The organism is Enterobacter sp. SECR19-1250 (genome assembly GCF_013391025.1).
GTDB classification, from domain to species: domain Bacteria; phylum Pseudomonadota; class Gammaproteobacteria; order Enterobacterales; family Enterobacteriaceae; genus Enterobacter; species Enterobacter cloacae.
This window is the reverse complement of the sequence record NZ_JACASJ010000013.1, coordinates 1-13,986: the sequence shown is the minus strand read 5'-3', so window position 1 is coordinate 13,986 and position 13,986 is coordinate 1. Positions and strand designations below refer to the sequence as shown.

Below are 13,986 nucleotides of genomic sequence, written 5' to 3'. Positions count from 1 at the left end.
ACAATATTCCTATAAAGAATAAGGTTATTGAACCAAAAACAGGTGTCGTTATGAATCGTTTTATTATGGCCAACAGCCAGCAGTGTATAGGGTGCCGTGCCTGCGAAGTGGCCTGCGTGATGGCGCACAACGATGAACAACACGTGCTGAGCGAACGCCATTTTCATCCCCGCATCACTGTCCTGAAATCTGGCGCGAAGAGCACGCCTGTAACCTGCCACCATTGCGAGAATGCGCCCTGCACGCAGAGCTGCCCTAACGGGGCCATCAGCAAATGCGATGACAGCGTACAGGTGAATCAACAAAAATGCATTGGCTGTAAAGCCTGCATGGTTGCCTGTCCGTTCGGCACGATGGAGATCGTTGTTACGCCTCTCGACAAGGGCAACGTAAAAGCCTCGGCGCATAAATGCGATCTTTGCCACACGCGCCCACAGGGCCCGGCCTGCATCGAAAATTGTCCGGCACAGGTGCTTACCCTGGCGACGCCCGCCGTGCTGAATCAACTGGCGAAAACCCGCCGCCAGCGCACCGCCCGTCAGGAGGCGCAGCCCTGGCACGACGAGGCGGTAAGGCCAGACCTGCCGCACACCCGCCTTGAGCAGATGAGAAACACACCGCGACGCGGGGAGCCGGATAAACTCGCCGCGAGTGCACGCGTCAGCCATTTTCAGGAGATCTACCTGCCGTTTCGGGCAGAGCAGGCCGCGCGTGAGGCATCGCGCTGCCTGAAGTGCGGCGAACACAGCATTTGTGAATGGACCTGTCCGTTGCACAACCATATCCCCCAGTGGATTGAACGCGTTAAAGCGGGGGATATCGCCGGGGCGGTTGAGCTTTCACACCAGACCAACTGTTTACCTGAAATTACCGGCCGCGTCTGCCCGCAGGACCGATTATGTGAAGGCGCCTGCACCGTGCGTGATATCTCAGGCGCGGTGACCATTGGCAACATCGAGCGCTATATCTCTGACCAGGCGCTGGCGATGGGCTGGAAGCCGGATCTGAGCGGCGTGACGCCGGTTGATAAACGTGTGGCGGTGATCGGCGCGGGGCCTGCGGGGCTTGCCTGTGCCGACGTGCTGGCGCGCAGCGGTGTCAGCGTCACGGTCTATGACCGGCACCCGGAGATTGGCGGCTTGCTGACGTTTGGTATCCCGGCCTTTAAGCTCGATAAATCGCTGCTCGCACGGCGCAGGGAGATATTCACGGCCATGGGGATCCAGTTCGTTCTGAACTGTGACGTCGGACAGGATGTGCCGCTGTCACAGCTGCAACGCGAATACGATGCACTGTTTATTGGTGTGGGAACCTATCGTTCCATGAAAGCGGGTATCGCACATGAAGATGCGCCCGGCGTCTATGACGCGTTACCTTTCCTGGTGGCAAACACCCGCCACGTGATGGGGCTTGAGGCAACAACCAAAGAGCCATTTATCGATACCCGGGGGCTGAACGTGGTGGTGCTCGGCGGGGGCGATACCGCCATGGACTGTGTCCGCACCGCGTTACGTCACGGTGCGGCAAAGGTAACCTGTGCCTACCGCCGGGATGAAGCCAATATGCCGGGCTCGAAAAAAGAGGTGAAGAATGCGAAGGAAGAGGGCGCCGCGTTTGAGTTTAACGTTCAGCCCGTGGAGTTAACTCTGGCACCTGACGGACAGGTCAACGGCATTCGCATGCTGCGTACCGAACTCGGCGAACCTGATGCTCAGGGCCGTCGTCGGCCGGTACCGATAGCGGGGAGCGAATTTGTGATGCCTGCGGATGCGGTGATCATGGCATTTGGTTTCAATCCACACGAGATGCCGTGGCTGCAGGCGCAGGGCGTGGAGACGGATAGCTGGGGACGAATTATCGCCTCGGTGGAGAGCCGCTATCGCTATCAGACCTCTAACCCGCAAATTTTCGCAGGCGGTGACGCCGTACGCGGCGCAGATTTAGTGGTCACCGCCATGGCGGAAGGGCGACATGCTGCGCAGGGTATCCTCGACTGGCTGGGCGTCAGCGCGTTAAAAACGCATTAAATCGGGTGGGCGACAAAGCGGGGTTCACGGCGTAATATAGGCAGACTCATTGTGTCGTGGAGCCCGTATGACCCTGAAAATTGACGTTATCAAAGACAAAATCCTTTCTGATAATTACTTTGTCCTGCGTAACATCACCTATGATTTAACGCGTAATAACGGGGACGTGATCCGCCACAAACGTGAGGTTTACGACCGCGGCAATGGGGCAACCATTCTGCTTTATAACCGTGAAAAGCAGAGCGTGGTGCTGATCCGCCAGTTCAGGGTGGCGACGTGGGTCAATGGCAATCCGGACGGACGGCTGATTGAAACCTGCGCAGGTCTGCTGGATGACGATGAGCCGGAAGTGTGTATCCGCAAAGAAGCCATCGAGGAGACGGGCTTTGAAGTGGGTGAGGTTAAAAAAGTTTTCGAACTGTTTATGTCACCCGGCGGCGTGACGGAAATCGTCCATTTCTTTATTGCCGAATACAGCGATGCGCATCGTATCCATCAGGGCGGTGGCGTGGAAGATGAAGATATCGAGGTGCTGGAGATACCGTTTGTCCAGGCGCTGGCGATGATCCGTTCCGGGGAAATTAAAGATGGTAAGGCTGTAATATTACTGCAGTATTTACAAACAACCGGGCTGATGGATCCCTCTTTCGAACGGATGTAGTTTGTTTTTCGGATAAATCTATCCGATAAATCCGATTGAGCAACCCCGGCGGGAACACGAAGATACTGCCCAGTTAAGCGTTTTCGTTCCGGGATTGTGCCATTCATGCGCTACTGCGTTTTTATTTTTTTCCTGATTTGTGTGCTCCCCGCGCCTCGTGTGTGGGCTGCGCCTGCACAGCAATCATTCTCAGACTGGCAGGTGACCTGCAATAACCAGAATTTTTGCTTGGCACGCAACACCGGTGAACACCGTGGTCTGGTGATGACGCTTAGCCGCAGCGCTGGCGCGAAAACCGATGCCTCGTTACGTATTGATCTCGGCGGTCTTTCAGACCCGTCCGTCAAAGAGCCTGCAATTGCGCCGCGCCTGTTGCTGGATGGGGTGCCCGTGACGCTGGAACGTCAGCACTGGCAGTTAACGCCATGGCATCTGAAAACGGACGATGCCGCGACCATCACTGCATTTCTTAAGCATATCCAGGAAGGGAAAGCGCTAACCCTGCGTGATGGCAAGCAGGCGATCTCCCTCAGTGGCCTGAAAGCGGCGCTGTTGTTTATCGATACGCAGCAAAAGCGCGTCGGCAGTGAAACCGCCTGGATTAAAAAAGGTGACGATCCGCCGTTAAGCGTGCCGCCCGCACCGGCCCTGAAAAAGGTGGCGGTTGTGAATCCCACCCCGACACCGCTCTCCCACAGCGAACTGAACGATCTGCTGGATTATGGTACCTGGCGGATGAATAACAGCCAGTGCTCGCTCGACCCCAACCGTCGGGAAGTGCGCGTCACTGCGCTTACCGATGACAAAGCGCTGCTTATCGTCAGTTGCGAAGCGGGGGCCTATAACACCGTCGATCTGGCCTGGCTGGTATCACGTAAAAAACCGTTTTCTTCCCGTAGCGTCAGGCTGCGTCTGCCGTTTACGCCGTCCAGCGGCAGCAGTGAAATGGAGTTAATGAACGCTCGCTTTGATGAGAAAACGCGTGAGTTGACCACCCTGGCGTTAGGGCGGGGGATTGCCGACTGCGGTATCCAGACGCGCTGGCGCTTTGACGGCCAGCGCTTCCGTCTGGTGCGTTATGCCGAGGAGCCCAGCTGCGATAACTGGAATGGGCCAGATGCCTGGCCCACGTTGTGGATCACACGCTAGTTTTGCCGGGTAAGCGTAGCGTCACCGGGCACGCAGGCCCCACTAAAGCACGCTTAACGCCTTCTCAACGACGTTTTCAACGGTAAAACCGAAATACGGGAACAGCTTGTCGGCCGGCGCCGATTCACCGTATCCCCGCATGCCGACAATGGCCCCTTTCAGCCCGACATATTTGTACCAGTAGTCGGCAATACCCGCCTCAACCGCCACGCGGGCCGTCACGCTGGATGGCAGGACCGATTCACGATATGCCTCATCCTGCGCGTCAAAGATGTCGGTTGAAGGCAGGGAAACCACGCGTACCGCGTGACCTTCGGCAGTCAGCTTCTCCGCCGCTTTGACGGTAATCTCCACCTCGGAACCGGTGGCAATCAGGATCACATCCGGCTTGCCGCCGCTGTCCTTCAGAATGTAACCGCCGCGGGCAATGTCTTTCACCTGCTCCGGCGTGCGCTCAATCTGCGCCAGGTTCTGACGTGACAGGATCAGCGCCGTCGGTCCGTTATGGCGCTCTACTGCCAGCTTCCAGCCCACCGCGGCCTCGACCTGATCGCACGGACGCCAGGTGCTGAAGTTTGGCGTCAGGCGCAGGCTCGCCAGCTGTTCAACGGCCTGGTGGGTTGGCCCGTCTTCCCCAAGCCCGATGGAGTCATGGGTGTAAACCATAATCTGCCGCGCTTTCATCAGAGCCGCCATGCGTGCGGCGTTACGGGCGTATTCCACAAACATCAGGAAGGTGGCGGTGTAGGGGACAAATCCCCCGTGATGAGCGATACCGTTGGCAATGGCGGTCATGCCGAACTCGCGTACGCCATAGTGAATATAGTTTCCGGCGATATCCTCTTTCAGCGATGTCGAGCCAGACCAGATGGTCAGGTTGCTGGGGGCCAGATCCGCCGAGCCGCCCAGCAGCTCAGGCAGGATTGGGCCAATCGCATTCAGGGTGTTTTGCGACGCCTTACGGGTGGCGATTTTGGCCGGGTTAGATTGCAGGTTTTCAATCAGCGCCTGGGTTTTCTCTTCCCAGTCCTCCGGTAGACCTCCGCTCATGCGGCGGGTGAATTCGGCCGCCAGCTCCGGGTAGGCCTTTTTGTAGGCGGCAAATTTCTCGTTCCAGGCGTGCTGGGCCTTTTCACCCTCTTCACGGGCATCCCATGCGCGGTAAATCTCTTTCGGAATTTCGAACGGCGGATATTTCCAGCCCAGTTTCTGCCGGGTCAACGCCACTTCCTCATCACCCAGCGCCGCACCGTGCGCCTCTTCTTTACCTGCTTTGTTCGGCGAACCAAAGCCGATAACCGTGCGGCAGATAATCAGCGACGGTTTGTCCTTCACGCTTTGCGCTTCCTGAATTGCTTTTTTCACCGCCTCGGGATCGTGGCCGTCAATTTCATGCACCACATGCCAGCGGTAGGCTTCAAACCGTTTTGCCGTGTCGTCGGTAAACCAGCCCTCCGTTTCCCCGTCTATGGAGATGCCGTTGTGGTCATAGAAGCCAATCAGCTTGCCCAGCCCCAGCGTGCCCGCGAGCGAACAGACCTCATGGGAGATCCCCTCCATCAGACAGCCGTCACCCATAAAGACGTAAGTGTAGTGATCGACGATGTCATGCCCCGGCTGGTTAAACTGCGCACCCAGCGTGCGTTCCGCGATGGCCAGCCCAACGGCGTTGGCTAAACCCTGTCCCAGCGGCCCGGTGGTGGTTTCCACCCCTGGCGTATAGCCGATCTCCGGGTGGCCGGGGGTTTTAGAGTGCAGCTGGCGGAAGTTTTTCAACTCTTCGAGCGGCAGATCGTAGCCGGACAAATGCAGCAGGCTGTAGAGCAGCATCGACGCGTGGCCGTTAGAGAGAATAAAACGGTCGCGATCGTACCAGGTGGGGTCGTTAGGGTTGTGCTTCAGGAAATCATTCCACAACACTTCGGCAATATCTGCCATGCCCATTGGTGCGCCAGGGTGGCCGGAATTGGCTTTTTGCACGGCATCCATGCTGAGGGCGCGAATGGCATTGGCTAACTCTTTACGGGACATAGTTCACTCCGTGGCAAGGTTAAAGTTTGGCGGCGAGAAGATCTTCAAGTTTGCGCTGGTCGACGGCGAACTGGCGGATGCCGTCCGCCAGTTTTTCCACGGCCATTGGGTCCTGATTGTGCTCCCAGCGGAATTCCGCTTCGGTCATGGCTTTCGGTTTGGGCAGTACGGTGGAGGTCGGCACCAGTTTACGGATCACCGTCTCTTCTTTGTCCTGCAGCTTTTTCAGCAGGTCAGGGGAGATGGTCAGGCAGTCACACCCTGCCAGCGCCAGGATCTGCTCGGTGCGGCGGAAACTGGCCCCCATTACGATGGTTTCGTAGCGGTGTTGCTTGTAATAGTCGTAGATATTACGTACCGACTTCACGCCCGGGTCTTCTTCTACCACGTACGGATCCATCGGCTGTTTTGCCTGATACCAGTCGTAGATGCGCCCGACGAACGGTGAGATCAGGAATACGCCCGCTTCGGCACAGGCGCGCGCCTGTGCAAACGAGAACAGCAGCGTCAGGTTGCAGTGGATCCCCTCTTTTTCCAGCACTTCCGCCGCGCGGATGCCTTCCCAGGTGGAGGCGAGCTTAATCAGAATGCGTGATTTGTCGATCCCCTGCTCCTGGTAGAGTTCGACGAGGCGGCGGGCTTTATTGATGCTCTTCTCTTTATCGAAGGAGAGGCGGGCATCGACTTCGGTGGAGACGCGCCCCGGGATGCTTTTCAGAATTTCCGCACCGAAATTAACCGCCAGCTTGTCACTGGCTTCGGCAACCTGTTGTTCCTGGGTTTTGCCGCGCTGTTTGCCATAGGCAATGGCGTCATCAATCAGATGACTAAAATGGGAAAGCCCTGCCGCTTTGAGCAGCAGCGACGGGTTGGTGGTTGCGTCTTCAGGCTGGTAGTGCCGAATCGACTCGATATCGCCGCTGTCTGCAACCACGGTAGTGAATTGTTTGATGCCGTCAAGTTGGTTCATAAGTCATGACTCCTTGAAAATAAAAGCGTTAGACGAGTGCGTTAGTTCACACTTCTGGAAAAATCATGATGGACTTAACAAAAAAGCATAGCAGACGGGGGAGGCATTGCTTTTGAGACGGGTAACATGGCTGTTATAAATTGATAACAATTTTTAATGTGTGATGGTGAGAGTTTGGCAGCCTTCAAAGTTTATGCCGCAGCCTGCGGCGATACTATCTGACCGATACGTAAAAGGAATAACAAGATGGACGATCAGTTAAAACAGAGTGCCCTCGATTTTCACGAGTTTCCTGTCCCGGGTAAAATTCAGGTCTCCCCGACAAAACCGCTGGCAACCCAGCGCGACCTGGCGCTGGCCTACTCGCCGGGCGTGGCGGCACCGTGTCTCGAAATTGAAAAAGATCCGCTGGCCGCTTACAAATATACCGCGCGCGGCAACCTGGTCGCCGTGATCTCTAACGGTACGGCGGTGCTGGGCCTGGGCAACATTGGTGCGCTGGCCGGTAAGCCTGTGATGGAAGGAAAGGGCGTTCTGTTCAAGAAATTCGCCGGTATCGACGTGTTTGATATCGAAGTGGACGAACACGATCCCGATAAATTCATCAACGTCGTGGCGGCGCTGGAGCCGACCTTTGGCGGTATTAACCTCGAAGACATCAAAGCGCCGGAATGTTTCTACATTGAGCAGAAACTGCGTGAACGTATGAACATTCCCGTGTTCCATGATGACCAGCACGGGACGGCGATTATCAGCACCGCCGCCATTCTTAACGGCCTGCGCGTGGTGGAGAAAAATCTTTCTGACGTGCGCATGGTAGTCTCCGGCGCGGGTGCGGCGGCCATTGCCTGTATGAACCTGCTGGTGGCGCTCGGGATGCAGAAACACAACATTGTGGTCTGCGACTCCAAAGGCGTGATCTACAAAGACCGCGAGCCTAACATGGCGGAAACCAAAGCAGCCTACGCGGTGGACGACGACGGCAAGCGTACGCTTGAGGATGTCATTGACGGCGCGGATATCTTCCTGGGCTGTTCAGGCCCGAAAGTGCTGACCCAGGAGATGGTGAAGAAGATGGCGCGTGCGCCAATGATTCTGGCGCTGGCGAACCCCGAGCCGGAAATCCTGCCGCCGCTGGCGAAAGCGGTGCGTGAAGATGCCATCATCTGTACCGGTCGCTCCGACTACCCGAACCAGGTGAACAACGTGCTCTGCTTCCCGTTCATCTTCCGTGGGGCGCTGGACGTAGGCGCGACGGCCATTAACGAAGAGATGAAGCTCGCGGCGGTGCACGCCATTGCGGAACTGGCACACGCCGAGCAGAGCGAAGTGGTTGCTTCAGCCTATGGCGATCAGGATCTGAGCTTTGGCCCGGACTACATCATTCCAAAACCGTTCGACCCGCGTCTGATTGTCAAAATCGCGCCAGCGGTTGCGAAAGCGGCAATGGACTCCGGCGTGGCGACGCGCCCGATAACCGATTTCGATGCTTACGTGGATAAGCTCACCGAGTTTGTCTACAAAACTAACCTGTTTATGAAGCCGATTTTCTCTCAGGCTCGTGCCGACGCGAAGCGGGTGGTGCTGGCGGAAGGGGAAGAGGCGCGCGTGCTCCATGCCACGCAGGAGCTGATCACCTTAGGGCTGGCGAAGCCGATCCTGATTGGCCGCCCGAGCGTTATCGAGATGCGTATCCAGAAGCTGGGCCTGCAGATCAAACCGGGTATTGATTTTGAGATCGTTAACAATGAATCCGACCCGCGCTTTAAAGAGTACTGGAGCGAATACTACGCGATCATGAAACGTCGCGGGATCACTCAGGAGCAGGCGCAGCGGGCAGTGATCAGCAACACCACGGTGATTGGCGCAATCATGGTTCATCGCGGCGAGGCGGATGCGCTGATCTGCGGCACCATCGGTGATTACCACGAGCACTTCAGCGTGGTGCAGGAGATCTTCGGCTATCGCGACGGGGTGCACACGGCCGGTGCGATGAACGCGCTGCTGCTGCCAAGCGGTAACACCTTTATCGCCGATACCTACGTCAACGACGATCCAACCCCGGACGAGCTGGCGGAGATCACCGTGATGGCGGCTGAAACCGTGCGTCGCTTTGGTATCGAACCGAAGGTGGCACTGCTGTCGCACTCTAACTTCGGCTCCTCTAAATCTGCGGCGGCCTGCAAAATGCGACAGACGCTGGAGCTGGTTCGCGAGCGCGCACCGGAGCTGATGATTGACGGTGAGATGCACGGCGACGCCGCGCTGGTGGAGAGCATCCGCAATGAACGTATGCCAGACAGCCCGCTGAAAGGCTCAGCGAATATCCTGATTATGCCAAACGTGGAAGCGGCGCGTATCAGCTACAACCTGCTGCGCGTCTCGAGCTCTGAAGGGGTGACCGTGGGGCCGGTGCTGATGGGGGTGGCAAAACCGGTGCATGTGTTAACGCCGATTGCCTCTGTACGCCGTATCGTGAATATGGTGGCGCTGGCGGTGGTTGAGGCGCAGACGCAGCCGCTGTAAGTGATGTTTGTCGGGTGGCGCGTTCGCTTACCCGACCTACGGGTTGACCAGGACGGATAAGCGCAGCGCCATCCGGCAGTTAAACCCAGTCCCGAACCTTAATAAACTCACTCAGGGCAGCCTCCGGGCTGCCTTCTTTTGGCTCGTAGCAGTACTCCCAGCGCACCAGCGGCGGCATTGACATCAGAATCGACTCCGTGCGCCCGCCGGTTTGCAGGCCAAACAGCGTCCCGCGATCCCACACCAGGTTAAACTCCACGTAGCGCCCGCGACGGTAAAGCTGGAACTCGCGTTCGCGCACGCCGTAGTCGGTGTTTTTACGCCGTTCAACAATGGGCAGATAAGCGTCGGTATAGCCTTCGCCCACCGCACGCATAAAGCTGAACGCGGTATCAAAATCAGGCGTGTTCAGATCGTCAAAGAACAGCCCGCCAATACCGCGCTGTTCGTCGCGGTGTTTGAGGTAAAAGTAGTCGTCGCACCACTTTTTGTATTTCGGGTAAACGTCTTCGCCAAACGGCAGGCAGAGATCGCGTGCGGTCGTATGCCAGTGCACGGCATCCTCTTCAAAGCCGTAGTAGGGGGTCATGTCGAAACCGCCCCCAAACCACCAGACCGGATCGGCCCCCGGTTTTTCCGCAATGAAAAAACGCACGTTGGCGTGGCTGGTTGGCACAAACGGGTTGTGCGGGTGTACCACCAGCGAAACGCCCATCGCCTGGAAGCTGCGGCCTGCCAGTTCAGGACGATGCGCCGTTGCAGAAGCGGGCATGGCTTCCCCGTAAACGTGGGAAAAATTGACGCCTGCCTGTTCAAAGATCCCGCCGTTTCGCAACACACGGCTACGCCCGCCACCGCCGGCCTCGCGCTGCCAGTTATCTTCCTGAAAATTACCGCCGTCTGCAGCGGCCAGTTTCTGGCAAATCTCATCCTGCAACTGCAGCAGGAAGGTTTTTACCCGCTTTGCATTCGGTTTCATTAACGTTTCCTGGAGTGCGCTTTTTGATTATCGAACCAGTTAAAGTAACTGATGATGCCGGAAGCGATGGCATTGGCGATCTTCTGACGAAACGCCGCGGTACCAAGCAGACGCTCTTCTTCCGGGTTAGTAATGAAAGAGGTCTCCACCAGCACGGACGGAATCGACGGTGATTTCAGCACCACGAACGCGGCCTGCTCCGTGCTCTTGCTGTGCAGACGGTGCACCGGCTTAATCCGTTTGAGGATATGCGAGCCCAGCGTCAGACTGTTTTTGATGGTATCGGTCTGCACGAGGTCGAACAGCACCTGCTGTAACAGGTGATCTTTATCGGTGGCCTTCTTCCCGGCGACTTCATCCGCACGGTTTTCACGGTCGGAGAGATATTTCGCCATGGCGCTACTGGCGCCGCGATTGGAGAGGGCAAATACCGACGCGCCCGCAGCGGAAGGGTTTGTAAAGCCATCCGCGTGAATGGACATAAAGAGATCGGCACCATGCTTATGGGCAATTTCCACGCGGTCATACAGCGGAATAAAGGTGTCGCCCGTGCGCGTCAGGCGGGCGTCAATGCCGTTGCTGCGTAAAATCGATCGCACATTTTTTGCAATTGCCAGCACGACGTGTTTTTCTTTTGACCCGTTTTTGCCAATGGCGCCGGTATCAATGCCGCCGTGACCCGGGTCGAGCATGACCAGACGCTTCGCGCCTGGTTTTTTGGCTTTGGGTTTGCTGTGTCCGTTACTGGTTTTAAGCGTGCTCTCTTCTTTTGCCTGAACCTGCTGTGCGATGCCCGTTAACGTTAAGGCCGCCAGCCCCGCCTTGAGAACCTGACGACGCGATGTGAGTGCTTTTAATGGTTTGAATGTGCTCATGCGGCCTGAATAGTAAAAATTGCGGTCCTGGTGTTATATCGTATCGCGTTTAGCGTTACGACAGTCCTTATTGAGAATTGTTTTACTTTTCATTTCAATACGTGACAAAGTGACATTATGCCAAATTTTGGCGAGATTTTCCCCGGTTATTGGCTAAATGCCCTGTTCGCGCCATAATCACTGTTTTTAAACCCGAAAAGGCGGTTAATACCATGGAGATACGCGTTTTTCGCCAGGAAGATTTCGAAGAGGTGATCACCCTTTGGGAGCGCTGCGATTTGCTGCGTCCGTGGAACGATCCAGAGATGGACATTGAGCGTAAGCTGAATCACGACGTCAGTCTGTTTCTGGTGGCGGAAGTGAACGGCGAAGTGGTGGGCACGGTGATGGGCGGTTACGACGGCCATCGCGGCTCTGCTTATTATCTGGGCGTTCACCCGGAATACCGGGGGCGCGGCATTGCCAATGCGCTGCTCAATCGTCTTGATAAAAAACTGATCGCTCGCGGTTGCCCGAAAATTCAGATCATGGTGCGCGAAGATAACGACGTGGTGCTGGGCATGTATGAACGTCTGGGCTATGAACACGCTGACGTGCTGAGCTTAGGTAAGCGTCTGATCGAAGATGAAGAGTATTGAGATCCACCCGGCAGATTACGACGCGCAGGGGCGTGTCAGGCTGCCTTTCTTATTCTGGTGCGTACTGCTGCTGCAGGCCCGCACCTGGGTGCTGTTTGTCATGGCCGCCGCGTCCCGCGGGCAGGGCGATACATTACTGACGCTCTTTTATCCCGATCACGACGCCTTTTGGCTCGGCCTGTTACCGGGCGTACCGGCGGTGGTGACGTTTTTGTGCAGCGGCCGACGACAGGCGATCCCACGGCTTTGGCGTGCGCTTCGCTGGCTGCTGATCCTGGCCCAGATTGCGCTGCTCTGCTGGCAGCCTGTGCTCTGGTGGTACGGTGAACCGCTTACGGGCATCGGCATTGCGCTGGTGGTGGCCGATATCGTGGCGCTGCTGTGGCTGCTGACTAACCCCCGCTTACGCGCCTGTTTTACGCATGAGTCAGATTGACGCGGCACTTTTTGCCGATGCTGCACTCCAACAAGCGTTGATTTAACACGTAAGGACGTTTCAATGAAATCGCTGCGTTTACTTTTATGCGCTCTCCCGCTGGCGTTAACCAGCTGTTCAACGCTCTCCTCCATTAACTGGTCGGCCGCTTATCCGTGGAACTGGTTTGGCTCTTCGCTGGAAGTGACCGAGCAGGGCGTGGGCAACATTACCGCCGCGACGGCGCTGGATCAGGACGCGCTTCAGGCGGCCCTGAGCAGCGACTATCGTCTGCGCAGCGGCATGAAAACTGAAAACGGCACTATCGTGCGTTACTTCGAAGCGCTGAAAGGAGACAAACTGGCGCTGGTGATTAACGGCGATAAAGGCACGGTAAACCGTATTGCCGTGCTGGACGATGCTATCCCGACGGCGAGCGGCGTAAAGGTTGGTACGCCGTTTAGCGATCTCTATAAACAGGCTTTCGGCAATTGCGCCAGCGCGCCTTCAGACGATGGCGTGGCGGTGCAATGTAAAGCACCGGACAGCCAGCACATCAGCTATCTCTTTACCGGAACCTGGAGCGGTCCTGAAGGCTTAATGCCGTCTGACGATACGCTGAAAAACTGGAAAGTGAGCAAAATTATCTGGCAGCAGTAATTTGCGCCTGAACAATCCGTCTCGCTGAAATCCGGGTATAATACCCGCCATCAATGCCACGTTGTCGTGGCATCTTTATTTCAGGAGGAGCGATGTCTCAGGTTCAGAGTGGCATTTTGCCAGAACATTGCCGCGCGGCGATTTGGATTGAAGCCAATGTGAAAGGGGATGTGGATGCCCTGCGTGCGGCCAGCAAAGTCTTTGTGGATAAACTGGCCACCTTCCAGGCCAAATTCCCGGATGCCCATCTGGGCGCTGTGGTGGCCTTTGGCAATAACGTCTGGCGTCAGCTGAGCGGTGGCGAAGGGGCGGAAGAGCTCAAAGACTTTATCCCTTACGGCAAAGGCCTGGCACCGGCAACCCAGTACGACGTGTTGATCCATATTCTCTCTCTGCGCCACGACGTGAACTTCTCCGTTGCTCAGGCGGCGGTAGCGGCGTTTGGTGACAGCATTGACGTTCAGGAAGAAGTCCACGGTTTCCGCTGGGTGGAAGAGCGCGACCTGAGCGGCTTTGTCGACGGGACGGAAAACCCGGCAGGTGAAGAGACGCGCCGTGAAGTGGCGGTCATCAAGGATGGCGTGGATGCCGGCGGCAGCTACGTATTTGTTCAGCGCTGGGAGCATAACCTTAAGCAGCTTAACCGCATGAGTGTTCAGGACCAGGAGATGATGATTGGCCGTACCAAAGAGGCCAACGAAGAGATCGACGGCGATGTACGCCCGGTGACCTCTCACCTGAGCCGCGTTGACCTCAAGGAAGACGGTAAAGGGCTGAAGATTGTTCGCCAGAGCCTGCCGTATGGCACCGCAAGCGGAACCCATGGCCTTTATTTCTGCGCCTACTGCGCGCGTCTGTACAATATTGAGCAACAGCTGCTGAGCATGTTCGGCGATACCGACGGCAAGCGTGACGCCATGCTGCGCTTCACCAAACCGGTCACCGGCGGCTACTACTTCGCACCATCCATTGAGCGTCTGCTGGCGCTGTAATTCCCTTCCTCCCTCTCCCTTTGGGCTGAGGGTTCCCCAGAAAAATGAAAAGCACGATGAAGT

The 13,986-nt window shown here is 56.7% G+C and carries 12 protein-coding genes; 8 read left to right on the top strand and 4 right to left on the bottom strand.

Annotation, left to right across the window (positions count from 1 at the left end; genetic code table 11):
- Positions 1-50: 50 nt before the first annotated feature.
- The 3 genes from aegA (at position 51) to HX884_RS05435 (ending at position 3,837) form a co-directional block, all read left to right on the top strand.
- Positions 51-2,027, top strand: coding sequence for a formate-dependent uric acid utilization protein AegA (gene aegA / locus HX884_RS05445; RefSeq protein WP_178327810.1), 1,977 nt, complete (start codon positions 51-53; stop codon positions 2,025-2,027).
- Between the two features lie 67 nt (positions 2,028-2,094).
- Positions 2,095-2,688 (top strand): GDP-mannose pyrophosphatase NudK, encoded by a 594-nt coding sequence (nudK, locus tag HX884_RS05440; RefSeq protein ID WP_023620399.1) that lies wholly within the window; start codon positions 2,095-2,097, stop codon positions 2,686-2,688.
- 105 nt (positions 2,689-2,793) lie between these two features.
- On the top strand, positions 2,794-3,837 hold the full coding sequence (locus tag HX884_RS05435) for a DUF1176 domain-containing protein (RefSeq protein WP_178327809.1): 1,044 nt from the start codon (positions 2,794-2,796) through the stop codon (positions 3,835-3,837).
- A 42-nt stretch (positions 3,838-3,879) separates the two neighbouring features.
- Here HX884_RS05435 and tkt read toward each other — a convergent pair whose 3' ends face one another.
- Entirely contained in the window at positions 3,880-5,868 is a 1,989-nt protein-coding gene (tkt, locus tag HX884_RS05430) for a transketolase (protein WP_178327808.1), read from the bottom strand.
- A gap of 19 nt (positions 5,869-5,887) precedes the next feature.
- Positions 5,888-6,838 (bottom strand): transaldolase, encoded by a 951-nt coding sequence (gene tal / locus HX884_RS05425; RefSeq protein ID WP_178327807.1) that lies wholly within the window; start codon positions 6,836-6,838, stop codon positions 5,888-5,890.
- 246 nt (positions 6,839-7,084) lie between these two features.
- Between tal and maeB the strand changes: the two genes are divergently transcribed.
- Positions 7,085-9,364, top strand: coding sequence for an NADP-dependent oxaloacetate-decarboxylating malate dehydrogenase (gene maeB / locus HX884_RS05420; protein ID WP_062729957.1), 2,280 nt, complete (start codon positions 7,085-7,087; stop codon positions 9,362-9,364).
- 79 nt (positions 9,365-9,443) lie between these two features.
- Here maeB and hemF read toward each other — a convergent pair whose 3' ends face one another.
- Complete coding sequence (gene hemF / locus HX884_RS05415) at positions 9,444-10,343, bottom strand: oxygen-dependent coproporphyrinogen oxidase (protein WP_038420320.1); 900 nt, start codon at positions 10,341-10,343, stop codon at positions 9,444-9,446.
- On the bottom strand, positions 10,343-11,218 hold the full coding sequence (amiA, locus tag HX884_RS05410) for an N-acetylmuramoyl-L-alanine amidase AmiA (RefSeq protein WP_178327806.1): 876 nt from the start codon (positions 11,216-11,218) through the stop codon (positions 10,343-10,345). The genes hemF and amiA overlap by 1 nt, the downstream gene beginning before the upstream one ends.
- Positions 11,219-11,430: 212 nt before the next feature.
- On the opposite strand from amiA, the gene HX884_RS05405 reads away from it, so the two are divergent.
- The 4 genes from HX884_RS05405 (at position 11,431) to HX884_RS05390 (ending at position 13,923) form a co-directional block, all read left to right on the top strand.
- Positions 11,431-11,856, top strand: coding sequence for a GNAT family acetyltransferase (locus HX884_RS05405; RefSeq protein WP_178327805.1), 426 nt, complete (start codon positions 11,431-11,433; stop codon positions 11,854-11,856).
- A complete protein-coding gene (locus tag HX884_RS05400; protein ID WP_014832841.1) occupies positions 11,843-12,292 on the top strand; it encodes a DUF2919 domain-containing protein in 450 nt (149 codons plus the stop codon). Before HX884_RS05405 ends, HX884_RS05400 begins: the two co-directional genes overlap by 14 nt.
- Positions 12,293-12,355: 63 nt before the next feature.
- Positions 12,356-12,931 (top strand): RpoE-regulated lipoprotein, encoded by a 576-nt coding sequence (locus tag HX884_RS05395; RefSeq protein ID WP_178327804.1) that lies wholly within the window; start codon positions 12,356-12,358, stop codon positions 12,929-12,931.
- Positions 12,932-13,023: 92 nt separating this feature from the next.
- Positions 13,024-13,923 carry a Dyp-type peroxidase gene (locus HX884_RS05390; protein WP_013098206.1) on the top strand — a complete coding sequence of 300 codons (900 nt, stop codon included), beginning with the start codon at positions 13,024-13,026 and terminating at the stop codon, positions 13,921-13,923.
- Positions 13,924-13,986 lie beyond the last annotated feature (63 nt).

Coding starts and splice junctions, on each gene's coding strand:
- aegA (WP_178327810.1), top strand. CDS start 51: ATGAATCGTTTTATTATGGCCAACAGCCAGCAGTGTATAGGGTGCCGT.
- HX884_RS05405 (WP_178327805.1), top strand. CDS start 11,431: ATGGAGATACGCGTTTTTCGCCAGGAAGATTTCGAAGAGGTGATCACC.
- HX884_RS05390 (WP_013098206.1), top strand. CDS start 13,024: ATGTCTCAGGTTCAGAGTGGCATTTTGCCAGAACATTGCCGCGCGGCG.
- nudK (WP_023620399.1), top strand. CDS start 2,095: ATGACCCTGAAAATTGACGTTATCAAAGACAAAATCCTTTCTGATAAT.
- HX884_RS05435 (WP_178327809.1), top strand. CDS start 2,794: ATGCGCTACTGCGTTTTTATTTTTTTCCTGATTTGTGTGCTCCCCGCG.
- maeB (WP_062729957.1), top strand. CDS start 7,085: ATGGACGATCAGTTAAAACAGAGTGCCCTCGATTTTCACGAGTTTCCT.
- amiA (WP_178327806.1), bottom strand. CDS start 11,218: ATGAGCACATTCAAACCATTAAAAGCACTCACATCGCGTCGTCAGGTT.
- HX884_RS05400 (WP_014832841.1), top strand. CDS start 11,843: ATGAAGAGTATTGAGATCCACCCGGCAGATTACGACGCGCAGGGGCGT.
- tal (WP_178327807.1), bottom strand. CDS start 6,838: ATGAACCAACTTGACGGCATCAAACAATTCACTACCGTGGTTGCAGAC.
- hemF (WP_038420320.1), bottom strand. CDS start 10,343: ATGAAACCGAATGCAAAGCGGGTAAAAACCTTCCTGCTGCAGTTGCAG.
- tkt (WP_178327808.1), bottom strand. CDS start 5,868: ATGTCCCGTAAAGAGTTAGCCAATGCCATTCGCGCCCTCAGCATGGAT.
- HX884_RS05395 (WP_178327804.1), top strand. CDS start 12,356: ATGAAATCGCTGCGTTTACTTTTATGCGCTCTCCCGCTGGCGTTAACC.